This window comes from Haloactinospora alba (assembly GCF_006717075.1).
Classification (GTDB): Bacteria; Actinomycetota; Actinomycetes; order Streptosporangiales; family Streptosporangiaceae; genus Haloactinospora; species Haloactinospora alba.
Window position 1 is genome coordinate 40,746 of sequence record NZ_VFQC01000002.1, and the last position, 24,164, is coordinate 64,909.

Below are 24,164 nucleotides of genomic sequence, written 5' to 3' on the forward strand. Positions count from 1 at the left end.
AACAGGACCTAGCGGCGGCGGGCGGGACACGTGCTACGGCCACGCGGACGTACGGAACGGGGCGCAACAGTGCGCCCCGCGGAGCGGGGCCTCCCCGGATTCGGCCCGGTGCGGCCGGCGGGCGCGAACACGCCGGACGGTTCCCTCCCGACCGCGCTACCCGCGCGGTGCCGCCTGGGAGTACAGGTAGAGCAACGCGTTCACCGAGGTCCCCGACACGAGTTCCCGCCGCGCCACCAGGTCGGGGACGCACGCGAGCGGCAGCCACACAATCCGCTCGGCTTCCCAGTCCTCCGTGGGAGCGCCGACGTACTCGGCGGAGTCGGCGCGGAAGACGTGGTGTTCGGAGTCGCTGATCCCGGGGGACGGCTGGACGTAGAGCAGGGGGCGCAGCGGCCCCGGACGCCACCCCGTCTCCTCCTCGACCTCCCGGGCCGCCGCCTCCACCGGCTCCTCGCCCTCGTGCACCCCGCCGATCGGGATCTCGTAGGCCCAGGTGTCGGTGATGAAGCGGTGCCGCCACTCCAACAGCACCCGGCATTGGTCGTCCATGACGACCGCACCCGCGCCGGGGGCCGACCGGATCAGCCGGTGCTGCAGGCGCCGGCCGCCGGTGATCTCCACGTCGGCGACGCGCAGGTCCAGCCACGGGTCGGTGTACAGCGGCTTCTCGGAGTAGACGGTCCAGCGCATACGGCGGCTGCTCCCAGCGACGGTGTCGGTGCCGCCTTCCAGGAGACCACGCCCGGCCATCGGCTTCGGCACCGACGCGGTCGGTGAGGCCGAGGGCCGGCGGGCCGGGCCGAAGGCACCGGAACCACCGGGAAGCCCGGTCCCACCAGCACGCCGCGCGCGGTCGCCTCCCGTCTTCCACCGCTCTCCCCGCCCGTCGGGGTGTGAGCGAACCCACCGCCCCCGTCGCCGCCCGTTACGGGTAGAATTTGTGTACTGATGTACATAAAAGTGGAGGTTCGATGAGCTGGCTGCTGTTGATCGGCGCGATCATCACCGAAGTGCTGGCGACGACCAGCATGAAGATGTCCGAGGGGTTCACCCGTCTGTGGCCCAGCATCGGCATGGTGGTCGGCTACGTCGTCGCCCTGGGGCTACTCACCCTGACCCTGCGCACCCTGGAGGTCAGTACCGCCTACGCCATGTGGTCGGGCCTGGGAACCGCGCTCGTGGCGGTCATCGGTGTGTTCGCCTTCGGTGAGACCATGGACTGGACGAAACTCGTCGGACTCGCACTGATCATCGCCGGAGTCATGCTGCTGAACCTCGCCGGGGCGCACTGATGGGAACACGCCGGGGACCCAACGACCCGCACCGGCGGGACCGCATCATCGCCGCCACGCAGACGGTGGTCGCCGAACGCGGCGTCGCCGGGCTGACCCACCGCGCGGTCGCGAAGCGGGCGGGGGTCCCGCTCGGCTCGACCACTTACTACTTCGCCACCCTGGAGGAACTACTCCACGCCGCGCTGGAGCGGGCGGCCCAGCGCTACACGACGCTGTTACGGGAGTGGGCCGCCCGGTTCGACACCACCCCCGGGCCGGCGGAGCTGGCCGACGCGCTCACCGACCTCATCGCCGACTTCCTCGGCCCGGACCGGGAGCAGAACATCGTGGAGTGCGAGCTGTACGTGGCGGCGCTGCGGCGCCCCGCGCTACGGGAGGTGGCGAACAGGTACACCACCGCCACCATCGAGGTGCTGTCCGGGTTCACCACACCGGCCCGGGCGGCCGCGCTCAGCGCCGCGCTGGACGGGCTGGTCCTGCACGGCCTCACCGCGCCGGAGTCGCTGAGCCGTGCGGACATCGCCACCGTGGTGGAGGCGATCCTCCTCCCCGGGTGAACAAAACAGCCGGCGGCACGGTCACGTGAGTACGCTACTCGCAGGGGCGGCGAGTCACCTCCGCCGTCTCGGCCGCCTCGGCCAGGCCGGTGAGGACACTCGCGAGCTCCCGCAGCGCTGAGGCGCGCAGCCGGTAGTAGGTGAAGCGCCCGTGCGGTTCCGCAGCGACGAACCCCGCCTCGCGCAGCACACGCAGGTGGTGGCTGACGGTGGGTTGGCGCGCGCCCGTCTCCTCGATCAGGTGGCAGGTGCACATCCGCTCGGTGGCCAGCAGCCGCACGATGCGAACGCGCAGCGGATCACCCAGCAGCTTCACCACGGCGCCGTCGAGCGACGCGTCCAGCACCGACCCCATAACCGGATGCCACCACCTTCCCGTACAGCCGTCAAACCTCGCGGTGCGTGGGGGTTACGCCCGCGCGGCAGCTCCCAGCTCGTCCAACAGTCCGCGCACGCGCTCCTCGATCTCGGCCCGGATCGGACGCACGTCGGCGAGGGAAAGCCCGGCGGGGTCGGGTACCGCCCAGTCGAGGTAGCGCTTCCCGGGAAACACCGGGCAGGCGTCGCCGCACCCCATGGTGATGACGACGTCGCTGGCCTCGACCGCCTCCGCCGACAGCGGGCTCGGCGCGTTGCCGGAGATGTCGACGCCGACCTCGCGCATCGCCGCGACGGCGACCGGGTTGACCGCCGCGCCCGGATCGGAACCCGCGGAGCGGATCTCGACGGCGTCCCCGGCGAGGTGGGCGAGGAACCCCGCGGCCATCTGGGAACGTCCGGCGTTGTGCACGCAGACGAACAGCACACTGGGTCTGTCGGACATGATGGTCCCCTTCACGTTGCGAAGAACCGGCGTGCCCACAGGGACACGTACACCAGCCCCACCAGCACCGGCACCTCGATGAGCGGGCCGACGACGCCGGCCAGTGCCTGGCCGGAGGTGGCGCCGAACACGCCGATCGCCACCGCGATCGCGAGTTCGAAGTTGTTGCCCGCGGCGGTGAAGGACAGGGTGGCCGCGCGGGCGTACGGCAGGCGGATGGCCCGCCCCAGCAGCAGGGACAGCCCCCACATCAGGGCGAAGTAGACCAGCAGCGGGAGGGCGATGCGCGCCACGTCCAGCGGCTGCTCGGTGACCGACTCGCCCTGCAGGGCGAACAGCAGCACGATGGTGAACAGCAGACCGTAGAGGGTGACGGGGCCGATCCTGGGGAGGAAGCGCCCCTCGTAGGCCTCCCGGCCGCTGGTGCGTTCGCCGAGGACACGGGTCACGTAGCCCGCGGCGAGCGGTATCCCCAGAAAGATCAGGACGTTCTTGGCGATGTCGAGGGCGGAGACGTCGATACCGGACTGGGGAAGCCCCAACCACCCGGGCAGGACCTCGAGGTAGAACCAGCCCAGGACGCTGAACAGCAGCACCTGGAAGACGGAGTTCAACGCGACGAGCACCGCGGCCGCCTCCCGGTCGCCGCAGGCCAGGTCGTTCCAGATCACCACCATCGCGATACAGCGCGCCAGCCCCACGATGATCAGGCCGGTGCGGTACTCCGGCAGGTCGGGCAGCAGCGCCCAGGCCAGCAGGAACATCAGCGCCGGACCGACGATCCAGTTCAGCGCGAGGGAGGGGATCAGCATCCGGTAGTCGCGGGTCACGGTGTCCAGCCGGTCGTAGCGCACCTTGGCCAGCACCGGGTACATCATCAGCAGCAGCCCCAGGGCGATGGGCAGGGACACCCCGTCGACCTCGACCACCGCGAGCAGGTCGTGCAGTCCGGGAAAGACACGCCCCAGGACCAGCCCGGCGGCCATGGCCAGACCGATCCACACGGGGAGGAACCGGTCCACGGCCGACAGCCGCCCGGGCCGTTCGCGCGCAGCCGGCTGCGCCTCAGCCTGTCGCACCACTCGGCGTCTCCTTCACGGACCACTCGCGGGAACACATCCACGCACTTTGATATCAGCGACGATTGATATGTCAATCCGGGAAAGGGCCGGACAGGGGCGGTGAGCCGGATCACCCGCGCTTGACAATCCGCCCATCTCTCGCGAATCCTCGCGGGTCATGCGCGGGGCTCCCCCGCGCTCCCCCGCATCCCCGCACCCCGGAGGCCCATGTGAACGAATTCCTCCTCGTACTGACAGGAGCCGGTGTCAGCCTCGTCAGCAGCGTCACCGTCACGTGGCTGCAGGCCAGACACACCCGCAAGACGGAGGCGCGCGCCGCCGCCCGGGGCTCGACGCGCCAGCTCACCAGCCTGTTCATCACCGAACGGGACACCCCCGAGAACGGGACGTCCCTGACCGAGGCGGAGGTGACCTCGGTCGCGATCGCCGACCGCCGCACCCGGGAACGCGTGCAGACCCTGGTCCGGCTGCTGCGCGAGCTGGACCTGCCCGAGCTCCGGGAGCTCAGCGGGACGGAGCCGCAACGCGCGCGGCGCACGCTGTGCGACCACGCGCTGGAGGTGCTGGGCGCCCACTTCCGCGGCGAACGGCTCCCGGCCGTGCCGCAGGACGTCCAGCGGATGCTCGACGTCGAGGACGAGGCGCTGAGCATCCACGCCGGCGGCGCACCGGACAGCACGGCCGCGGCCTCCTCCGGTTCCGCCACCGGGACCGAGCGCGCGGAGACCTCCCCGACCGGCGGCGGCGAACAACGCGGCGGTTCCGGTAAGGGGAACCGCGGCTCGAGCGGGCGGAAAACCGCGGGCAAGGAGAGCGGCAAGAAGGAAACCGCCGGTGCGGACACCGGCGGCCAACGCGACGACGCCGAACCCGGGGACGGCTAGCCACTGTGTGGGGGGCTCCCCGGGGGAGCCCCCCACACACGACGGGCGCCCCCGGCTGGGGGATGGCCGGGGGCGCCCGGATCAGGGCCCGTTGCCCGCGGGCGGGCAACGCCTCACACCTGGGTTAGTTCGTCACCAGGGTCAGGTTCCAGCGGTCGAGGATCGGGTTCACCGGCTGGAAGTACGTGGTACCTCCCCAGGTGCAGTCGCCCGAACCGCCCGAGGTCACACCCTGGGCCTGGTCGCCGCTGATGAAGGAGCCGCCGGAGTCACCGGGCTCGGCGCACACCGTGGTGCGGGTCAGGCCGTGGACGGTGCCCGAGGGGTAGGACACGGTCTGGTTCTTGGCCTCGACGGTGCCGCAGTGCCAGCCGGTGGTGGAGCCGGACCGGCAGATGGAGGCGCCGACGCTGGCCTCGGTGGAGCCGGCGACCGGTTGCGAGCTGCCGCTCACCCGCGAGGTGGGGTTCCAGTTGGTGGTGTTGCCGACGTAGGCCATGTCGCTGCCCGGGAAGTCCGAGCCCTGGAAGGTGCCGCTGCCGTTCGAGCTGCCGCTGGCGCTCTCACCGACCGAGCCGCAGTGGCCGGCGGTGACGAACCCTTCGGTCACGGCGAAGCCGATCGAGCAACGTCCGCCGCTCCCCATGTAGTAGGGGTCGCCGCCCACGATGTCCTCGAGCTTGCGGGGGGATTCCTTGCTCTCCTGGACGGAGACGGCGTCCGCGTCCACACCGGCCTCGGAGACGAACTCCTCCGCCTCTCCGGTCGCGCCCGGTTTCACCGTCATCACGACGGTGTCCTCGTCGGCGTCCGGGTACCAGCCGGTGATGCTCTTGTCGTGGTCGGACGCGTGCTCGTTCAGGGTGTCGACCACGCTGTTGAGGGCGTCCTCGCCGTAGGTGACGACCTCGGCCTCGGCACCGGCGTCCCGGACGGTCTTCGCCGCGTCCTTGTCGGTGACGGAGACGGTGAGCTCCCCGGACTCGGTGTCGAAGACCGCACCGCCGAAGTCCGAGCCCAGAGCCTCGCGGAGTTTCTGCTCCTTCTTCTGGGCCTGGTTCTGCTGCTGTAGCAGCTCGTCGGCCTCGCCCTCGGAAATGTCGAGGTCGCGTTCCATCGCCTCGAGCTGGGCGGGGTCACTGACGTCGGCGGCGGTGTCGGCGGAAGCGGCGGCGGCACCGGTGGTTACCAGGCCGGCCGCGAGTCCGACGCTACCGAGGATATGAATAACGGGGGATTTGGGGGATTTTCGCACGTGTCTTTCTCCTTGATCGGGGGTGGAACAAGGCACTGTGCTGGTGAGACGGGCGCCTCACCCCTTGATCCGTCAGCGGAACCGGGCCTTGTGGGACCGGCCCCGCCGTTATTTACCTAAGCGGTAAACGCCAGGAACCATAAACGAGCGCGACGCTGAGCGACAGCCCCTGTACGTGGGGGCCTCCCCCGCCGACTCCGCAGCGTGAGAACCACCGGGGTACCTATTTCCTAGTGCTCCGGTCGGTTCCTTCCGGTCTGCAGTGCGGAGTTACAAAAGCGAAAAGTCAAAAAAAGTATTCATAATGTATTTAAACATCACGAGCGTGGCCGGATTCGGCCACATCGGATGGAATACAGTTCGGCTCTGCTGTCACCGCACGTTCCGCGCGTCACACGGGCCCCGACAGGGCATAATCCCCCCACACGATCCGCGAGATTAGGGGGACAACCGTGGAGATCACCGGCATCATCAGCGCCATCGTCATCGGCCTGGTCCTGGGGGCGGTGGCCCGGCTCATCGTGCCGGGCAAGCAGCACCTGCCCATCTGGTTGACGATCGTGATCGGGATCGTCGCGGCACTCCTCGGTACCTGGATCGCCGGTGCCATCGCGGTCGGCATGATCCTGACGATCATCATCCAGCTCATCATCGCGGCGCTGGGGGTGTACCTCATCGACGGCGCGTGGAGCGCCGGGCACCGTTCCCGGTGACGACCACCGCGCACGGGGGCGGCACCGGCACGGAAAGGTGGCCCGGACACCACCATGTCCGGGCCACCACGCCCCCGGGCGGGGCAATCCGGCTCCGGACTCTTCGCCCCGGGAACCCCCACAGATCCCAGGACGCCCCGCTGTCCGAAACCGGCCCGTGCCGCGCCACCCGGGGGCCGACGTGCGTTCCGTCGCAGGCGGTGGAACGGAACGCACGGTTCCACAAGGGTCTTACAGAACCGAGGCGTCGTCCTCGACGTCGGCGAGGTCGTTGTCATTGACCGTGTCCTCGACCTCGTCCTTCACCTCGGAGGCGGAGTCCTCCACCTCGTCAGCGGAGTCCGGGACGTCCGCCGGGGCGGGGGCGTCCTGCGGGAGCTTGTCGGTGGGAACCTCGTCCTTGACCTCGTCCACCCGGTCGGTGACGTCCTCGGCCTTCTCGGTCACCTCGGAGGCCTGGTCCCGGGTCTCGCCGGTGGGCTCCGGCAGGTTGTCCGTGCCGGTGGCGGGCAGCGCGTTCCCGACGTCCTCCGTGGTCACGGGGGACTGGGGCAGGTTCTTCACCACCGGGGAGGCGTCGGGCAGCTCGTTGGCGAGCTCGCCGGCCGCCTCGGTGGTGCGCGGCAGCACCGCGCTGGCCTTGTCCGCCACTCCGGTCTCGGGGAGTTCGGCGTTCTGCGGCAGCGTCCGGGCTCCGTCACCGTGCAGCACCTTGTTCACGGTGCTGTGCACGGTCCCGTTCGCCCCCGGGGCGACGTGCTGGACCGGGAGCGTGTTGACCGCCTTGTGCACGGTGCCGTTGGGCGCCGGGGCGGCGGTGTGCTGGACCGGGTTCTCCACGTCGGCCGCCTCGCCGACCGTGGTGAGCGCGTCGTCCACCTCGTTGGTCAGAGGCGAGACATCCCCGCTGGGGGTGGTGAGGTTGCTCGCGGCCGGGGCAGGCAGCGTCTGCGCGGGCTCCGGGGACTCGAGGTTCTCCTGCAGCATGTGCGCGGCACCCGCCGTCGCTTCCGGCAGACCGGTCACGGTCGGAGCGACGTCCTGCGGCCCGGCGGGGCCGACGGCGTCCGCTCCGGCGATCCCGGCGCCGAAGGCGACGAACCCGGCGGCGCCGGCCGCGACGATGGCGGTCTTGGCGGAAGTGCGAGCGAACTGGAACATGGGAATTCCTTCCGGATCTGTGTCTCGATTGCTGCTGTCAGGGAACAGGCGAATCTCTCCGCCCTGACCGTGAGTGCCCTGGCCGGGGGCATCGGTGCACGGTCGTGGTGGTTATGGAAGGGTTCCTCCGGCGTTCCACCGCCACGCTTGGTGAGCGCGGCCAGCGAGTGCCGGTCAGTCGGAGCGGGTCTGGCGGACCCCGCCGGCTGACGTGAACCGCGTGACGCTGGGCGGCACGGGGCTCACGTCAGCCCCCAGAATTCGGGTGGCGGCTGGGAAGGGGCGTCAACGCCAGAGGGGAACCGGCCCGTACGGGAGCGTCACTGAGCGCTGCGGCACGGTTCCCGGTGGTGGCGGACGCTAGTCCGGAGAGACGGTCGGCTCGTCGGCCGGACCGTTCGGGAGAGTGTCGAGTGCGTTGCGGGCCTGCTGCACACTGCCGACACCGGGCGACACGGTGACAACGTCGCCGAGGTAGCCGGCAGCGCCCGCGGCCGGGGAGGAACCGGAGGACGCCGAGTTCAGCACGGCGGAGGTTCCGCTCCGGTCACTGCTGCCGTGCTCCACCGGGGTGTCGGCGGGCGCCGGCTCGGCCGTGGGAACTTCCTCGCTGTCCGCCTGGGCGGGCTCGCGGGGCGTGTCCACCGCGAAGCGGACACTGTCGTCCCGCTCGCCGCTGGTGTCGGGGGCGGGAGTCCGTGCGGAGTCCTCGCCCTTCCCGCTGGCGTCGTCCTCAGCGCCAGTGTCGTCGCGGCTCTCGGAGTCGTCCCCGGTGCCGGTCCCACCACCGGGCTCCGTGGACGCGGGAGGCTCCGCAGAGACCACCTCGTCCACAGTTCCGGGAAGGTCGCTGACCGCGCGGTCGGCGTGCTCCAGCGCGTCCCGGGCATCGGGAACGTCGGTGCCCAGGGCCGCGGAAACGGGTGCGGCCTCCGGCGAGGAGGCGGGCAGGGACCGCTGCGTGTGCTGCTGAGCCTCGGCGGACCGCTCGGCCGCCTCGGACGCTTGCTGATCCGTTCCCGTCTCCTGGGCGGCGTTCTGCCGGGCAGCGCTGTCGGAGGTCGCCTCCTCGGCTGCCCTGTCGGCCTCCGCGCTGGCGGAGGCGGGATCCTCCACCGGCTCGCCCGCGTCCTCCGACAGTTCGCCGGGGGACTGCTCAGCTGAGGCCGGTGCCGCGTGGGCGGCCTCGTCAGCGGTCTCGTTGGCCGTACCGACCGTGTCGGCGCTGGCCGCTGCGGTACCGAGAAGCCAGCCGGCGACGAGGATTCCGGCGACGACGGCCACCCGGCCCAGCAGGTTCCGTCCGTGCAGGCGCGCGGCGGCGACGGCGTGGCGCACACGCCCCGCTTCGCCGGTACGCAGCACGGAACTACCTCCCTGGACCGCTGACACGAGAAATCGAACCGACAGGACCGTCACACCCGCCGCAGGGGCGAACACGCGGAGAGAAGGCCGCTGATGTGCGGTTCCCGTCTGGGTGGGACCGTAGCACGATCGCTTCTCAGCGCAACCGGGAACGGCGGAATCTTCCCCGCGCCCGTACCCGACCGGCCCGGGGTGCGGCCGGTGGTGAGCGGCCCGGACCGCCTGCCTCACAGCGGATCGCGGCGGGCCAGGAGATCCTCGGCCCGCTGGCTTGCCGCCAGCACGAGCGGATCCGCGTGACGGGGCCCGACGATCTGCAGACCGACGGGGAGTCCGCCGCTGGTGAGGCCGCAGGGGATGCTGGCGGCCGGTTGCTGGGTCATGTTGAAGGGGTAGCTGAACCCGGCCCACCCGGTCCACCGCCGCTCGGTGCGGCCGGGAGGAGTCTCCCGCCCGGCGGTGAACGCGGGAACAGGGGTGGTGGGGGTGACGAGGAGGTCGTGGGCGCGGTGGAAACGCCCCATCCGTTCGCCGAGGGCGGCCCGGACGGCGACGGCGGCGAGGTAGTCCTGCGCGGAGTGTCCGCGGCCCTCGTCGGCGACGGCGCGCAACCCGGGATCCAACAGCTCGCGCTGCTCACCGGTGAGGTGCTGGGTGGCCTTGGCGGCCCCGCTGTACCACAGGGTCTGGAACGCCTCCCGGCAGTCGCCGACCGGCGGGTCGACCTCCTCCACCCGCGCCCCCAGCCGCTCGAACAGGGCGACGGCCGCGGCGACGGCGCCGGACACCTCGGGATCGACCTCCACCCCGCCGAGGGTGGCGCTGTAGGCGATGCGCACCCCGTCCAGCGACCGGTCCAGCACGGTCGTGTAGTCGACCCCCGGAGGCGCCAGGGCGGACCAGTCACGGTCGTCGGGCCCGGCGAGCACCGTGAGTATCAGCGCGGTGTCGGCGACGGTGCGGGTGATCGGGCCGGTGTGGGCGAGGCTCCCGAAGGGACTCGCGGGATAGTGCGGCACCAGCCCCCGGGTGGGTTTGATGGTGGCCGTCCCGGTGAAGCTGGCCGGGATACGCACCGACCCTCCCCCGTCGGTGCCGGTGGCCAGCGGCGCCATACCGGCGGCCACAGCGGCCGCCGCGCCGCCGCTGGACCCGCCCGGTGTCACGGACGCGTCCCAGGGGTTGCGGGTGACCCCGGTGAGCGGGCTGTCGGTAACCCCCTTCCAGGCCAGCTCGGGGGTGGTGGTCTTGCCGACGAGGACGGCGCCGTGCTCGCGCAGGCGGGCGACGGCCGGGGAGTCCTCCCGCCAGTCCTGGTCCCGGCTGGTCGTGCGCGAACCGCGCAGGGTGGGCCAGCCGCGGGTGAGCATGACGTCCTTGACCGAGGTGGGGACGCCGTCGAGGCGGCCGCACGGTTCGCCGCGGTGCCAGCGCTCCTCGGAGGCGCGGGCGGCGTCACGGGCACGGTCCGCGTCGACGAGGCAGTAGGCGTTCAGCTCGGTGTCGCGCCGCGCGATCCGCTCGAGCACGGCCTCGGTGGCCTCCCGCGGGGAGAGCTCCCCGCGGGAGAAGCCCGCCACGAGCCGGGTCGCGGTCATGTCCGCCGGGGAGGTCGCCGTGTCGCCGTCCGGGGCTCCCGGGAAGGTGCTCGCCCCGGCGGCGGTCCGGTTCGTCTGCTGGGGTTCGGTGCTCACGGTGGCGGGCCTCTCTTCCGGTGGCGGACGGGACGGCGGAGCGCGGACCGGGTGAGCCTCGTTGCCGGGGGTTCGCTGGAACTCCCGGCAACGTCTAGGTGCCGGGGACGTAGCCGCGCCGCTTGTCGACGACGTTGCGCAGCTCCGCCCCGCTCAGGAACCGGTCGAGGTTGTCGCGGAACAGGGTGGTGAGCTCCGTGCGCCACCCGGTGACGTCCCCGGACATGTGCGGGGAGACGATCACGCCGGGTGTGTCCCACAGCGGGGAGGAGTCCGGCAGGGGTTCGGTCTCGGTGACGTCCAGCGCGGCTCCGGCGATCTCCCCCGCGGCGAGGGCCCGGGCCAGGTCGTCCTCGACGACGAGCGGCCCGCGGGCGACGTTGATCAGCCGGGCGGTGGGTTTCATCCGCTCCAGCGCCCTGGCGTCGACCAGACCGCGGGTGGCCGGGGTGAGGGGAGCCGCGACGACGACGTAGTCGGCGCGCTCCAGCGCCGGGGCGAGGCTGGGCTCGGGGGCGTCGAGGGAGGCGGCGGCCACGGTGGTGAAGTCGGGGTCGGAGCTGCGGGGGGTGCGTCCCGCGCCCTCCACCGTCATACCGACGGCCGCGAGCTGGCGGGCGGTCGCCCGGCCGATCGGGCCGGTTCCGACGACGAGAGCGTGCTTCCCGCCGGCGCGTTCGGTCTCGCGGTGCCGCCAGGTCCGCTCGCGCTGCGACGCGAGGGTGGCGGGGATGTCCTTGGCGAAGGCCAGCACGAGTCCGAGGACGTACTCGGCTATCGGCTGGTCGAACACTCCCCGGGAGTTGGTGACGGTGACGTCGCTGTCGGCGAGGTCACCGAACACGAGCGTGTCCACCCCGGCCGTGGCGGCGTGCACCCAGCGTAGTGAGTCGGCCTTGGGCCAGGCGTCGGCGAGGGCGCCGGAGAACAGGTCCCAGACGAGCAGGGCGTGCGTCCCCGGGAGGGCGGCGGGCAGCTGGTCGGCGGTGGCGTAGGTGACAGAGGCGAGCCGGGGGTCGTTGTCGATCTCCTCCCGACCGGGAGGCAGGTCACCGCCGTGCAGGACGGTCAGGTGGACGGGGCTGCGGGACTGGTCGGACACGTGCGCTGCTCCCCGGATCGCGGCCTCGCCGGCCGGTTCTGGCCGTCCGGCACCTCCCCTACCCGGCCTCGGTTGCGCTGACCCGCCCGGGTGTCACGAAACGTGGCCAAACGCTAGGGACATCCCACACGGTTGTCAACAGTCCCCAACCCCACACGTGGAGGGCGGCAGCACCGCCCGTCCGCGGCGCCGCGGACGGCGCCGACCGGGCCTTGCGCGCGGAACCGGGACTCGCGGGTCCCCACCCCCGAGTCCCCCGGAGGACACACCCGCCTGACCCGGGCGCCACACGCGTTTCCTTCCCCCGCCACACTGGCCCACTCATTTCGGCGTGGCCCTTGCGCCGGACCCACGCGACTGCGGAGAATCCGATTACGGGGTCAAAACACCGCGTTCACCTGGGATCTTTACACTGTGCAGTGTCGCGGAAACAGGAGAGGCCATGGGGGCACTCAGCGATCTGGATATCGCACGGGCAGCGGAACTCGAACCGCTCACCCGCATCGCGGAACGGATGGGAATCCGCTCCGACCTACTCGAACCATACGGCGAAAGCGTGCTCAAGGTCCGGCTCAGCGCCCGGGACGAACTCGCCGAACGCCCCCGAGCGCGCTACGTCGTCGTGACAGCGGTAACACCCACCCCGCTCGGTGAGGGGAAGACCACCGTCACGGTCGGCCTCGGCGACGCTCTCAACCACATCGGCAAACGGGCCACCATCTCGGTGCGTGAACCCTCGATGGGGCCGGTGTTCGGCATCAAGGGCGGAGCCTCCGGCGGGGGGTACAGCCAGGTGGTGCCGATGGAGACCCTCAACCTGCACCTCACCGGCGATCTCCACGCCGTGACCTCGGCGCACAACCTGCTGTCGGCGATGCTGGACAACCACCTGTACCAGGGCAACGCCCTGGACGTGGACCAGCACGCCATCTCCTGGCGCCGGACCATGGACGTCAACGACCGCGCGCTACGCAACATCATCGTCGGTCTCGGCTCGCGCACCGACGGTGTCCCGCGCCAGACCGGCTTCGACATCACCGCCGCCTCCGAGGTGATGGCGCTGCTGGCGCTCACCACCGGCACGCGGGACATGCGCGAACGGCTGGGGCGGATCATCGTCGGCTCCGACCGTTCCGGCAAGCCGGTGACCGCCGAACAGCTCGACGCCGCCGGCTCGATGTCCGTACTGCTGCGGGACGCGATCAAACCCAACCTGCTGCAGACGCTGGAGCACACCCCCGTCCTCGTCCACGCCGGCCCGTTCGGCAACATCGCCACCGGCAACTCCTCCATCGTCGCCGACCAGATCGGCCTGCGCACCGGGGACTTCCTCGTCACCGAGGCCGGGTTCGGCGCCGACATGGGAGCGGAACGGTTCTTCAACATCAAGTGCCGCACCTCGGGGGAGTCCCCGGACGCGGCCGTGGTGGTGGCGACCGTGCGGGCGCTGAAGACGCACTCGGGCAAGTACACGGTCACGGCGGGCAAACCCTTGCCGGACGAGATGCTCGCCGAGAGCCCCGAGGACGTCCACGCCGGCGCGGCGAACCTGCGCAAGCAGATCGAGAACTGCCGGCTGCACGGGGTCACGCCGGTGGTGGCGATCAACGCGTTCCCCACCGACCACGCGTCCGAGCTGGAGGCGATCCGCCAGGTCGCCGACGAGGCGGGGGTGCGCAGCGCGGTGTGCACCAACGTCGTCGACGGGGGTCAGGGAGCCGCCGAACTGGCCCGGGCGGTGGACGAGGCGTCGGCCGAGTCCACGAACTACGCCCCGCTGTACCCGGACGCAGCGCCGCTGCGCGAGAAGGTGGAGACCATCGCCGGCAAGGTCTACGGGGCGAGCGGTGTGGACTACAGCCAGCAGGCGGAGCGGCAGTTGGACTCGTGCGAACGCAACGGGCTGGGCAACCTGCCCGTGTGCATCGCCAAGACCCACCGGTCGATCTCCGCCGACGCGTCCCTGCTCGGTGCGCCCACCGGGTGGCGCCTGCCGGTACGGGAGGTCCGGGCCTCCGCCGGAGCGGGCTTCGTCTACCTGCTCTGCGGCCCGATCCAGACCATGCCCGGTCTGAGCCGCAACCCCGCCGCGGCGGTGATCGACATGGACGAGAACGGCGAGATCACCGGTCTTTCCTGACCCTGGTCCCGACCGCTACGTGGGGGCTGTGAACCGGCTGGCGCCGGGTCACAGCCCCCACGCGTGTCACCGCCCCTGTTCGCCTTTCCCCAGGCCCGGCGCGCAGGGGGTTTCGGGACGGGATGTGACACATCTTTCCCGAACGCATATTGTACGTACCATCAGTACGTACAAGATTCCGCTCGCGGGTGAGCTGCCACAGAACGAGCGCCCCGCACGGAAGGAGCGACCATGCCCAACGGCGATACCGCCGTCGTGCCGCTGTTCCGGACGATGAAGCGCCTCCCCGGAGGACTCATGCTGATCCCGCTCGTGCTGGGATCCCTCATCGGCACCCTCGCGCCCGGCGCCCTCGACATCGGCAGCTTCACCACCGCCCTGTTCAAGGACAGCGCGCTCCCCCTCATCGCGCTGCTCATCTTCGCCACCGGAACCCAGGTGACACTGCGCACCGGCGGTCCGGTGCTCGCCACCACCGGCGTCGTCCTGCTGTGCAAAAGCATCGTCCCCGGCGCCGCGATCGTGGCTCTCGGCGCCGTCGTCGGACCCGACGGAATCCTGGGCGTGTCCATACTGGCCCTGCTCACCGCCGCCACCAACGCCAACGGCGGGTTGTGGCTGGCCGTCACCGGCCAGTACGGGGACGAACGCGACCGGGGCGCCTACATCGCCGGAGCCGTCAACGACGGCCCCTTCTTCGCGCTGCTGTTCCTGGGCGCCTCCGGCCTGGGCGAGATCCCGCTGCTGGCACTGCTGGCCGCGATCGTCCCGTTCCTCCTCGGAGTCCTCGTCGGCAACCTCGACGGGCAGTGGCGCGCCACCCTGCGCCCCGTGCCCGACATCGTCATCCCCTTCTTCGCGTTCGCCCTCGGCACCGGCATCGACCTCGGCGACGTCGCCTCCGGCGGACTGACCGGCATCGTCCTGGGAGTGCTCATCACCCCCGTCACCGGCGGCCTGGTCTACCTCGGCTACCGGCTGCTGCTGCGGCGCGGCGCGGAGAGCGGCCTCGGATTCGCGGCCGGCACCACCTCCGGGAACTCGATCGCCACACCCGCCATCGTCGCCTCCGCCGACCCCGCCTTCGGCCCCTACGTCGGCGCGGCCACCTCCCAGGCCGCCGCCTGCGTCCTGGTGACCGCGGTCCTCGCCCCCACGCTGGCCTCCTGGGCGCTGAAACGCGGCGGAGCCCTCACCCCACGCCAGGACACGAGCGAGGCGCCCGCATGACACCCACCGTCTCCCTCATCGCCGACGACCTCACCGGTGCCAACGACGCCGCCGTCCGGTTCCTGCGCTCCGGCTGGCCCACCCGGCTCCAGCTGGACACCACCGCCGACGCCACCGGCGCCGAGGTCGTCGCCGTCAGCACCGACTCCCGCTCCCTCAGCCCCGCCGACGCCGGCCGGACCGTGGCCCGGCACGTCCGGCACGCCCGCGACAACGGCGCCCGCCACCTGTACAAGAAGATCGACTCGACGCTACGCGGACCCCTCGCCGCCGAGACCGAGGCGGCCCGGGCCGCCTGGGCTCCCACCGCCACCGCCGTCGTCTGTCCCGCCTTCCCCGCGGCGGGACGCACGGTGGAGGGCGGGACGCTCCTCGTCGACGGCCGACCCGCGCACGAGACCGCCCTGGCCTCGGACCCGGTCACTCCCGTGCGGGAGAGCCACATCCCCACCCTGCTCGGCGCCCCGCACGTACGACTGGAGAGTGCCGCCCCCGCCGCCAACGCCCGCGCCCTGGCCGCGGCCGGCCCCACCGTCGTGGTCGACGCCGCCAGCACCGAGGATCTGGACCGGCTGGCCGCGGCCGTCGCCCGCCTGGGACCGGACGCCATCCCCGTCGGCTCGGCGGGACTGGCCGGCGCCATGGCCGGCGCCTGGGCCGACAGCGGGACCTGCGCGCCGGCGCTCGTCGTGGTGACCTCGCTGCACGCCACCACCCGCGCCCAGGTGGAACACATCGCGCGAGAGAGCCCGGAGGCCGTCGCCGCCCCCACGGCCGGAACCCTCACCGACGACACCGCCTGGCGGGCGTGGAGCGCCGAGGTCGACGCCCGGCTCGCCCGCACCAGCGACGTGCTGGTGCTCCTGGCTCCCGATGACCGCGCCCGCGGTCTCGACCCGGACACCCTCGCCCGACGGTTCGGCGCGCTCGCCGCCCACCTGGCCCAGCGCCACCACCTGGCGGGGTTCGTCGCCACCGGCGGGGACGGGGCCCGCACCCTCATCGACGAACTCGGCGCCACCGGGATCGAGCTGAACTCCGAGGTCGCGGCGGGCATCCCGATCGGCACCCTGTCCGGCGGCCCGCTGGCCGGCCACCCCATCGTCACCAAAGCCGGCGGGTTCGGGGACCCCGCCGCCCTACGCACGGCCGCCTCCGCGGTCCGACACAGGAGGAAACACACATGAGCCTTCCCACCCTTGCCGTCACCCTCGGCGACGTCGCCGGAATCGGCCCGGAGATCACCGCGAGAGCCCTGACGCAACACCCCGAGCTGCGCGACGTCTGCCGCCCCGTCGTCGTCGGCGACGCCGACGCGCTACGCGCCGGCCTGAGCGCCAGCGGCGGCGACCCCGCGCGGGTCCGCACTGTCAGCTCCCCCGACGAGGCGAGCAACGACCCCGCGACCGTCGACATCGTCCAAACCGGCCCCTCCCTCGGCCACATCCCGCCCGGCGAGCTCAGCCCCGAGGCGGGCGACGGCGCAGCCCGGTTCGTCAAGGCCGCCTGCGAACTCGCCCGGAACGGCAGCGTGGACGGCATCGTCACACCACCGCTGAACAAGGCCGCCATGCACCAGGGCGGCCACATGTGGCCCGGCCACACCGAACTGCTCGCCCACGAGTTCGGGGTGGAGGACTTCAGCCTCGTCCTCTCCGCCGGGGACCTCTACTTCTTCCACCTCACCACGCACGTCTCGCTCTCCGAGGCGATCCAGCTCGTCACCCCGCACCGCACCGACGCCGTACTGCGCCTGGCGGGCGCCGTCGCCACCGCGCTGGGCACCCCCGGGGAAGCGGTCGGTGTGGCCGGGCTCAACCCGCACGCCGGGGAGAACCGGCTCTTCGGCGACGAGGACGCCGACGTGCTGGAACCCGCCGTCCAACGCGCCCGCGCCGCCGGCATCAACGCCCAGGGGCCGCTGCCCGCCGACGCCCTGGTTCCGGCCGCCGTCCGCGGCGACTGGAAACTCATCACCCTGTGCTACCATGACCAGGGCCACGCCCCGTTCAAGGCCGTCTACGGCGACGACGGGGTGAACATCACGGTGGGCCTGCCCGTCGTACGGGTCTCCGTCGACCACGGCACCGCCTTCGACATCGCCGGTAAGGGCGTCGCCCGCGAGTCCAGCCTGGTACTGGCCATGCGGAGAGCGGCCGAGCTGGCACCCGGGTGGCACCACGTGTGGGAGGCCACCCGGGCCGCGTGAACCCCGAACACCGCGCCGGAAACGGCCGCACCGTCCTAGACTCGCGCCATGTCCATCGACCGGTCCGCCTCCCGCCCGCTGCACGCCCAGATCGCCGACACCCTGCGCGCGGAGATCCGCGACCACGTCATAGCGCCAGGCGACACCCTGCCCAGTGAGCAGGCGCTGCGGGAACGCTTCGGCATCTCCCGCAGCGTCGTCCGCCAGGCGCTGGCGACCCTGGACCAGGAAGGCACCGTCCAGCGCGTCCCCGGCAGGGCACCGGTCGCGGCCGCCAGCGTCGAGCACCGGCGGCTCGTGCAGCGGGTCACCGGCCTGTTCGACCAGTTCTCCCGCAGCGGCCTCAGACTGTCCACCCGTGTGGTGCGCCTCGAGGACACGAGCGCGCCCGCACGGGTGGCCCACCAGCTCGGCACCCGCGAGGTACTCCGGCTGGAACGCGTCCGCTCCGTGGAGAACGAGCCGCTGTCCTACGTACGCACCTGGCTGCCCGCCGACCGGACAGCCGGCCTGACCACCGGCGAACTCACCGACGCCTCCCTGCACCAGGTGCTGGTGTCGCGGTTCGGCATCCGGCTCGTCAGCGGCCGGCGCCAGATCCGCGCCGTACCCGCCGACACCGCTATCGCGCGCGAGCTGGACACCGCGCCCTCAGCGCCGCTGCTCCTGCTCGAGGGCAGCAGCCTCGACGCGCACGGCACTCCGGTGGAGTGGTTCGAGAGCTGGCACCGTTCGGACCGGGTCACCTTCGACGTGGAGGCCGACGAGGCCACCGAACAACTCCGGCTCCAACCGGACCAGAGCGTCCTCGGCGAGCCCCGGGACGGCAGCGGCGCCCCCGCCGACGAGCTCCGGCACGCCCGCGAGCTGGCCGAACAGCTGCGCGACGAACTGGACCGGCTCACCCACCGGGGGGAGGAACCCCCACGGTAGGTGTTCCGCCTCGTGAGGCCGGTGACGCGGGTGGCCGCCAACACCGGTGCGGCCTGTACGGGCGGCACGGTCAGGCGCGACACTTGCGGCATGACGCAGCTCTACCGCAGCCGCACCGGCCGGTCGGTCATCCGGTACTGGTGCACCAACCGGCTCGCCGCCTGGACCACCCCGCACACCCGGACGACGGTGTCCGCCGGCGGCACCGGTACCCACGCCGTCACAGCCGGGTCGGGCTCCCCGACCGTGGTGTTCCTCCCCGGGACGAACATGAACGCCGCCGCCTCGCTTCCCCTGCTGACCGCGCTCGCCCACCGCGGCCGGACCGTCGCCCTCGACCTCCCCGGCCAGCCCGGGCTGAGCAGTAGCGAACGCCCGCCATCCCCGGCGAGGCTGGCCTGGTACGGGACGTGGCTCACCGATGCGCTGGAAGCGCTCGACATCCGCTCGGCCGTCGTCCTGGGGCACTCGCTGGGCGCCGCCGTCGCCCTGTCGAGCGGCTCCCCGCGCATCGGCCGGCGCGTCCTCCTCGCCCCGGCCGGGGTGACGCGGCTGCGGACCACCCCACGCGTGCTGGCGGCGTCGGCAGCGTGGTTCCTGGCGCCGGGCGACGCCAGCAGCACCCGACTGCTGCGGACCATGCTGGCACCGGCCAGCGGCCCGCCCCGCACCGAGTTGGCCCAGTGGATGACCCTCGCGGGGCGGCACGTCCACACCACCGCGGACCCGGGGTTGGCACCGCCGACGACGAGCCGCGTGCCCACCGCCGTGGCCGCGGGGGAGCATGACACGTTCCTCCCGCCGCACCGCCTCGCTCCGGCGGTCCGGCGGAGGCTGGGCACGCACCTGGAGATCCTGCCGGAAGCCGGCCACCTGGCGGGCGAGGAGTACCCCGCCCGGGTGGCCGCGCTGGCGCACGGCAGCGGGGTGTGACCCCGGCCGGTCCGGTCACACCCCGCCGATTCCCACGTATTTCGTCTCGAGGTACTCGTCGATACCGACCCGGCCGCCCTCGCGGCCGATCCCGGAGTGCTTCACCCCGCCGAAGGGGGCCGCCGGGTTGGACACCACCCCCTGGTTCAACCCGACCATGCCGGTCTCCAACGCCTCGCACACCCGGAACGCGCGGCTGAGGTCGGTGGTGTACACGTAGCTCACCAGCCCGTACTCGGTGTCGTTGGAGGCGGCCAGCGCCTCGCTCTCCGCGCCGAACGGGATGATCGGCGCCACCGGCCCGAAGATCTCCGTGCTGGACAGCTCGCTCTCCTGGGGGACGTCGGTGAGCACCGTCGGCTGGTAGAAGTATCCCGGCCCCCCGCTGGGGTTGCCGCCGACCAGCACCCGGGCTCCCCGCTGCACCGCGTCGTCCACCAGGTGCTGGACCTTCCGGCGCGCGTCGGCGTCGATCAGCGGCCCCACCTGGGAGGCTTCCTCCGTGCCGCGCGCCACGACCATCTCCCCCATGCGCTCGCCCAGCCGGCGGGCGAACTCCGCGGCGACGCCCGACTGCACGTAGAACCGGTTGGCCGCCGTGCACGCCTCCCCGATGTTGCGCATCTTGGCCTGCACCGCGCCCTCGACCGCCGCGTCCAGGTCCGCGTCGTCGAACACCAGGAAGGGGGCGTTGCCGCCCAGCTCCATCGAGGTCCGCAGCACCTGCGGGGCGCTCTGCTCCAGCAGTGCGCGGCCCACACCGGTCGAGCCGGTGAACGACACCTTGCGGATACGCCCGTCCCGCAACAATGGTTCGGTCACCCCGCCCGCGTCCGAGGTCGGCAGCACGCTCAGCACCCCGTCCGGCAGCCCGGCCTCGCGCAGGATCCCGGCCAGCGCGAGTGCCGACAGCGGCGTCTGCTGGGCCGGTTTCAGGACCATCGTGCAGCCCGCCGCGATCGCGGGGCCGATCTTGCGCGTGCCCATCGCCATCGGGAAGTTCCACGGGGTGATGAGCATGGCCGGGCCCACCGGTTGGCGCATGATCAGAAACCGCGCCTGGCCCGAGGGGGCGAGGGAGAACCCGCCCTCGATCCGCACCGCCTCCTCGGAGAACCAGCGCAGGAAATCCGCCGCGTAGGCGACCTCCCCCTTCGCGTCCGGCACCGGTTTGCCCATCTCCAGGGTCATCAAAAGCGCGAGGTCGTCCCGGCGCTCCATGAGCAGCTCGTAGGCGCGCCGCAGGATCTCGGCGCGCTCGCGCGGCGCCGTGGACGCCCACTCCCCCTGGGTCCGCGCCGCTACGTCCAACGCGGCGAACGCGTCCCCGGTGGCGGCGTCGGCGATCTCGCACAGCGTCTCCGTGGTGGAGGGGTCCTCCACGGCGAACGTCGCCCGGGAGGCGGCGTCGCGCCACTGCCCACCGACGAACAGTTGTTTGGCGACCCGCTCGACAACCCGCGTCTCGTCACCAGCCGTGATCATGGGGCCTCACGTTCCTTCCGCAGCGTCGCGTGCTGTGCCCGTTCCACGGTGGCCACTGCCCGGTTTCGGGCCCGGTACTCCCGCGGCCACTCCCAGCGGACACGTTCCCGGACGGTTTCCGCGGCACACCAGCGGACCACGCGGCCCGGTTCCCGGCGGCCGGGCGGGACGGCCGCGCGCACCACCGCCCCGCCCGGCACTCACCGGTTGCCACCGGTCATCCGGCCGCCGCCTCCAGGGCCCGCTCGATGTCGCCCCAGAGGTCGTCGAGCTGCTCGATACCGACGCTGATCCGGATGAGTCCCGGCGTGATCCCCGCCTCGGCGAGCTCCTCGCTTCCGAGCTGGCGGTGCGACGTGCTGGCGGGGTGCATTACCAGGGTCTTCACGTCGCCCAGCGACGGAGCGAGAACGCACAACCGCAGCGCACCGGCGAACGCCTCCCCCGCCACCTTCCCGCCAGCCAGCTCGAAAGCGAGCACACCCCCGCACCCTCCGGGCAGCACCCGCCGCGCGGTCTCCCGGCTGGGGTGGGTGTCCAGCCCCGGGTAGTGCACGGCGGCCACCTCCGGACGGGCCGACAGCCGTTCCGCCAGAGCCTGGGCGTTGGCGCACTGCGCGCGCACCCGCAACGCCAGCGTCTGCATCCCCCGGATGGTCAGCCACGCGGCGAACGGGTCGAGGGTGGCGCCGGACTCGACGCTGTGCTCGCGCACCGCCCCGTGCGTCCGGGAGTCGGCGAACACGGCCACCCCGCCCATCGCGTCGGAGTGGCCGCCCAGGTACTTGGTGGCCGAGTGGATCACGACATCCGCGCCGTGCTCCAGCGGGCGGCACAGCATCGGGGTGGCGAAGGTGTTGTCGACGACGCTGGTGACGCCGGCCTCGCGCGCGATGCCCAGCAGGGCTGACAGGTCCACGACCCGGACCGTGGGGTTGGTGATGGTCTCCAGGACCATCACGCGGGTGTTGGGACGCAGCGCGGCGCGGACCTCGTCCGGGTCCTCACCGGAGACGCGGGTGACCTCCACACCCCACCGCCGTTCCAGGTCGGCGAGGAAGGCGAGCGTGCCGCCGTAGAGGCAGTTCTGGGCCACGACGTGGTCGCCGGTTCCCACCAGCGCCCCCACGGTCGAGGTGATCGCTCCCATGCCGGAGGCCGAGGCGAGCGCGGCCGCACCGCCCTCGAGGTCGGCGACGGCCGTCTCCAGCGCGCTGGTGGTGGGGTTGCCGAACCGGGCGTAGAGGTAGGCACCGTCCGGCCCGGTGAAGGCCGCCGCCATGTCCTCCGCGGAGTCGAAGGTGAACGTGTGGTTCTGGTGGATCGGCACGCCCACCGGGCGGCTGCCGTGCACCTCGGACGCCGGGGTGTGGACCGTGCGCGACTCGGGTTGGGGAGCGGGGTTCGCGGATGTCGTTGTCATACCCGCAACGGTGCGTCCCCCGGCGACGACACGACAGAGCCAATCCGGCACGATTGGTCCGATGTCGAAGCCAATTCCCGCGGCGGAGATCGTGACGCTGCTCGGACGCTGGGCGGCGGGCCGGGGTGCGCTGTACCGGCTGCTCGCCGCACGGCTGCGCGCCCTCGTCGACGAGGGCGCCATCGCGCCGGACAGTACTCTTCCCCCCGACCGCACGCTGGCCGGCCACCTCGCGGTCGGCCGGGGGACCGTGGTCGCCGCCTACGACCTGTTGCGCGACGAGGGGGTTGTGGTCCGGCACCGGGGAAGCGGAACCCGCGTCGCCTCCCGGGGGCTGCCGGTGGCGCCCTCGGACCCCACCCAGCACACCGGCGGCGCGTACTTCCTCAGCATGCTCGACGACGTTCCGGGCTCGCTCGTGCTGACGTGCGCGGCCCCGGACACCCCGCCTCCGGAGCTTCGACCGGCGTTCCACCGCGCGGCCGACGGCCTGGGAGAGCTGACCAACGACATCGGGTACCACCCGACGGGTCACCCTGAGCTGCGGAGGGCGGTCGCGGACAGGTTCACCGCCCGCGGGCTGGCCACCGCCCCGGAACAGGTCCTGGTGACGACCGGGGCGCAGCAGGCACTCGCGCTCCTCGTGCGCCACTACGTCTCCCCCGGCGACACGGTGCTCACGGAACGGCCCACCTACCCGGGGATCCTTCCCCTCCTCGCCGACGCCGCGGCCGACACCCGCACGGTTCCGGTGACCGCCCAGGGCAGGGACGTCGACACGTACGCGCACGGCATGGGGCGGTCGCGTCCCGCCCTCACCTACGTGGTCCCCTCGTTCCACAACCCCACAGGGGCGCTCATGCCGCCGCTGCAGCGGCGGCGTCTGGTCCGGATCACGGCGGAGCACGAGGTGCCCCTGGTCGAGGACGAGACCGTGTGCGAACTCGGTTTCGACGGTCCGCCGCCTCCCCCGCTGGCCGCGTACCCGGGAGGGGAACGGGTCGTGACCGTCGGCTCGCTGAGCAAGGTGGCCTGGGGCGGGTTGCGTGTGGGGTGGATCCGCTCGGACGCCGCCACGGTCACCAGACTCGCGCGGTTGAAAGCCATCACCGACCTGGGGACGAACGTCGTCGGCCAGGTGGCCGCGTGCCACCTGCTGGGGACACTGGACGGTCTGGCCCAGCGGCGGCGGGAGGAGCTCGCGCGGCGGCACGACCACCTGTGCGCTCTGCTGGACCGGTGGCTGCCGGACTGGGAGTACGGGCGGGCCTCGGGCGGTCAGACCCTGTGGGTCCGGCTGCCGGGAACCACCGGTGCGTCCTTCGCCCAGGTAGCACTGCGCCACGGCGTCGCCCTGCTCTCCGGTGACGTTCTGGCACCCGGCGCGGAGGGTGCCGACCACCTACGTCTCCCCTTCCTCCCGGATGAGGAGACGCTGGACACCGCGGTACACCGGCTCAGCCGCGCCTGGGAGGAGCACACCAGCGCGACCGGCAGGACAGCGACTCTGAACGCGATGGTGGTGTGAGCGTACGCACAGCGGGGCGCCCACCGGCGAAAAGCCCCGCGGCGCGGTGCGCGCCGGTTCCTCGAACGCGTTCCCGCCCCGCGCCCGGTTACCGCACGCGTCCCCGGGGCGCCGCGTGCGGGCTGCTCCTCGCCGCGTGTGCGCTGACCCCGCCATACCCGTGTTACAGTAGAAGACGTCTTCAGGGCGAACCCCCGGAATCCGCGGGAAAGCTCGCTGACACGCGCTCGTAGCTCAATGGATAGAGCATCTGACTACGGATCAGAAGGTTGGGGGTTCGAGTCCTCCCGAGCGCACCGCCTTGAGACAGCGGAGTTAAGGCCCCGACCTGCGAAAGCAGGCCGGGGCC

General features: G+C 72.2%; 22 protein-coding genes and 1 tRNA gene. 12 read left to right on the forward strand and 11 right to left on the reverse strand.

Annotated elements, in window-relative coordinates:
- Positions 1-156: 156 nt before the first annotated feature.
- Positions 157-693 carry an NUDIX domain-containing protein gene (locus FHX37_RS17770; RefSeq protein WP_141925824.1) on the reverse strand — a complete coding sequence of 179 codons (537 nt, stop codon included), beginning with the start codon at positions 691-693 and terminating at the stop codon, positions 157-159.
- Positions 694-974: 281 nt separating this feature from the next.
- On the opposite strand from FHX37_RS17770, the gene FHX37_RS17775 reads away from it, so the two are divergent.
- Together FHX37_RS17775 and FHX37_RS17780 are read left to right on the forward strand one after the other, a co-directional pair.
- Positions 975-1,295 (forward strand): DMT family transporter, encoded by a 321-nt coding sequence (locus FHX37_RS17775; RefSeq protein WP_141925370.1) that lies wholly within the window; start codon positions 975-977, stop codon positions 1,293-1,295.
- Positions 1,295-1,855, forward strand: a complete 561-nt coding sequence (locus FHX37_RS17780) for a TetR/AcrR family transcriptional regulator (RefSeq protein WP_141925371.1) — start codon at positions 1,295-1,297, stop codon at positions 1,853-1,855. Before FHX37_RS17775 ends, FHX37_RS17780 begins: the two co-directional genes overlap by 1 nt.
- A 34-nt stretch (positions 1,856-1,889) precedes the next feature.
- Here FHX37_RS17780 and FHX37_RS17785 read toward each other — a convergent pair whose 3' ends face one another.
- Genes FHX37_RS17785 through arsB form a run of 3 tightly spaced genes read right to left on the reverse strand, consistent with a single transcriptional unit; the run spans position 1,890 to position 3,760 of the window.
- On the reverse strand, positions 1,890-2,210 hold the full coding sequence (locus tag FHX37_RS17785; RefSeq protein ID WP_141925372.1) for an ArsR/SmtB family transcription factor: 321 nt from the start codon (positions 2,208-2,210) through the stop codon (positions 1,890-1,892).
- A 54-nt stretch (positions 2,211-2,264) separates the two neighbouring features.
- The gene (locus FHX37_RS17790; protein WP_141925373.1) at positions 2,265-2,678 is read right to left on the reverse strand and encodes an arsenate reductase ArsC; all 414 of its coding nucleotides are present in this window, start codon (positions 2,676-2,678) and stop codon (positions 2,265-2,267) included.
- 11 nt (positions 2,679-2,689) lie between these two features.
- Positions 2,690-3,760, reverse strand: coding sequence for an ACR3 family arsenite efflux transporter (gene arsB, locus FHX37_RS17795; RefSeq protein ID WP_281288324.1), 1,071 nt, complete (start codon positions 3,758-3,760; stop codon positions 2,690-2,692).
- A gap of 209 nt (positions 3,761-3,969) precedes the next feature.
- Between arsB and FHX37_RS17800 the strand changes: the two genes are divergently transcribed.
- Positions 3,970-4,644 (forward strand): hypothetical protein, encoded by a 675-nt coding sequence (locus tag FHX37_RS17800; protein WP_141925374.1) that lies wholly within the window; start codon positions 3,970-3,972, stop codon positions 4,642-4,644.
- A 124-nt stretch (positions 4,645-4,768) separates the two neighbouring features.
- Here the strand turns inward: FHX37_RS17800 and FHX37_RS17805 are convergent, their stop codons facing one another.
- Positions 4,769-5,899 (reverse strand): S1 family peptidase, encoded by a 1,131-nt coding sequence (locus FHX37_RS17805; RefSeq protein ID WP_141925375.1) that lies wholly within the window; start codon positions 5,897-5,899, stop codon positions 4,769-4,771.
- Positions 5,900-6,351: 452 nt separating this feature from the next.
- Here FHX37_RS17805 and FHX37_RS17810 point away from each other — a divergent pair, with 452 nt between their 5' ends.
- On the forward strand, positions 6,352-6,612 hold the full coding sequence (locus tag FHX37_RS17810) for a GlsB/YeaQ/YmgE family stress response membrane protein (RefSeq protein WP_141925376.1): 261 nt from the start codon (positions 6,352-6,354) through the stop codon (positions 6,610-6,612).
- 231 nt (positions 6,613-6,843) lie between these two features.
- On the opposite strand, the gene FHX37_RS17815 is transcribed toward FHX37_RS17810, so the two are convergent.
- The 4 genes from FHX37_RS17815 to FHX37_RS17830 form a co-directional block, all read right to left on the reverse strand.
- Positions 6,844-7,773: a hypothetical protein gene (locus tag FHX37_RS17815; RefSeq protein ID WP_141925377.1), complete on the reverse strand. Its 930-nt coding sequence runs from the start codon at positions 7,771-7,773 to the stop codon at positions 6,844-6,846.
- 360 nt (positions 7,774-8,133) lie between these two features.
- Positions 8,134-9,138, reverse strand: a complete 1,005-nt coding sequence (locus FHX37_RS17820) for a hypothetical protein (RefSeq protein ID WP_141925378.1) — start codon at positions 9,136-9,138, stop codon at positions 8,134-8,136.
- A 227-nt stretch (positions 9,139-9,365) separates the two neighbouring features.
- Positions 9,366-10,832 (reverse strand): amidase, encoded by a 1,467-nt coding sequence (locus FHX37_RS17825; protein WP_246062423.1) that lies wholly within the window; start codon positions 10,830-10,832, stop codon positions 9,366-9,368.
- A gap of 94 nt (positions 10,833-10,926) precedes the next feature.
- Complete coding sequence (locus FHX37_RS17830) at positions 10,927-11,934, reverse strand: D-2-hydroxyacid dehydrogenase (protein WP_141925379.1); 1,008 nt, start codon at positions 11,932-11,934, stop codon at positions 10,927-10,929.
- A gap of 442 nt (positions 11,935-12,376) precedes the next feature.
- On the opposite strand from FHX37_RS17830, the gene FHX37_RS17835 reads away from it, so the two are divergent.
- The 6 genes from FHX37_RS17835 to FHX37_RS17860 all read left to right on the forward strand — a co-directional run bounded on the left by FHX37_RS17835 (position 12,377) and on the right by FHX37_RS17860 (position 19,379).
- Positions 12,377-14,074: a formate--tetrahydrofolate ligase gene (locus tag FHX37_RS17835; RefSeq protein ID WP_141925380.1), complete on the forward strand. Its 1,698-nt coding sequence runs from the start codon at positions 12,377-12,379 to the stop codon at positions 14,072-14,074.
- Between the two features lie 231 nt (positions 14,075-14,305).
- Positions 14,306-15,304, forward strand: a complete 999-nt coding sequence (locus FHX37_RS17840; RefSeq protein WP_141925381.1) for a 2-keto-3-deoxygluconate permease — start codon at positions 14,306-14,308, stop codon at positions 15,302-15,304.
- Complete coding sequence (locus tag FHX37_RS17845; protein WP_141925382.1) at positions 15,301-16,491, forward strand: four-carbon acid sugar kinase family protein; 1,191 nt, start codon at positions 15,301-15,303, stop codon at positions 16,489-16,491. Before FHX37_RS17840 ends, FHX37_RS17845 begins: the two co-directional genes overlap by 4 nt.
- On the forward strand, positions 16,488-17,513 hold the full coding sequence (gene pdxA, locus FHX37_RS17850; protein ID WP_141925383.1) for a 4-hydroxythreonine-4-phosphate dehydrogenase PdxA: 1,026 nt from the start codon (positions 16,488-16,490) through the stop codon (positions 17,511-17,513). Before FHX37_RS17845 ends, pdxA begins: the two co-directional genes overlap by 4 nt.
- 48 nt (positions 17,514-17,561) lie before the next feature.
- Positions 17,562-18,446 (forward strand): GntR family transcriptional regulator, encoded by an 885-nt coding sequence (locus FHX37_RS17855; RefSeq protein WP_141925384.1) that lies wholly within the window; start codon positions 17,562-17,564, stop codon positions 18,444-18,446.
- A 90-nt stretch (positions 18,447-18,536) separates the two neighbouring features.
- Positions 18,537-19,379: an alpha/beta fold hydrolase gene (locus FHX37_RS17860; protein ID WP_141925385.1), complete on the forward strand. Its 843-nt coding sequence runs from the start codon at positions 18,537-18,539 to the stop codon at positions 19,377-19,379.
- 15 nt (positions 19,380-19,394) lie between these two features.
- Here FHX37_RS17860 and FHX37_RS17865 read toward each other — a convergent pair whose 3' ends face one another.
- Both FHX37_RS17865 and FHX37_RS17870 read right to left on the reverse strand, forming a co-directional pair.
- Positions 19,395-20,864: an NAD-dependent succinate-semialdehyde dehydrogenase gene (locus FHX37_RS17865; RefSeq protein ID WP_141925386.1), complete on the reverse strand. Its 1,470-nt coding sequence runs from the start codon at positions 20,862-20,864 to the stop codon at positions 19,395-19,397.
- Between the two features lie 217 nt (positions 20,865-21,081).
- The gene (locus FHX37_RS17870) at positions 21,082-22,287 is read right to left on the reverse strand and encodes a trans-sulfuration enzyme family protein (protein ID WP_141925387.1); all 1,206 of its coding nucleotides are present in this window, start codon (positions 22,285-22,287) and stop codon (positions 21,082-21,084) included.
- Between the two features lie 61 nt (positions 22,288-22,348).
- Here FHX37_RS17870 and FHX37_RS17875 point away from each other — a divergent pair, with 61 nt between their 5' ends.
- Both FHX37_RS17875 and FHX37_RS17880 read left to right on the forward strand, forming a co-directional pair.
- Positions 22,349-23,815 carry an aminotransferase-like domain-containing protein gene (locus FHX37_RS17875; protein ID WP_141925388.1) on the forward strand — a complete coding sequence of 489 codons (1,467 nt, stop codon included), beginning with the start codon at positions 22,349-22,351 and terminating at the stop codon, positions 23,813-23,815.
- A 223-nt stretch (positions 23,816-24,038) separates the two neighbouring features.
- Positions 24,039-24,111: transfer RNA gene (locus FHX37_RS17880), tRNA-Arg, on the forward strand.
- Positions 24,112-24,164: the final 53 nt, after the last annotated feature.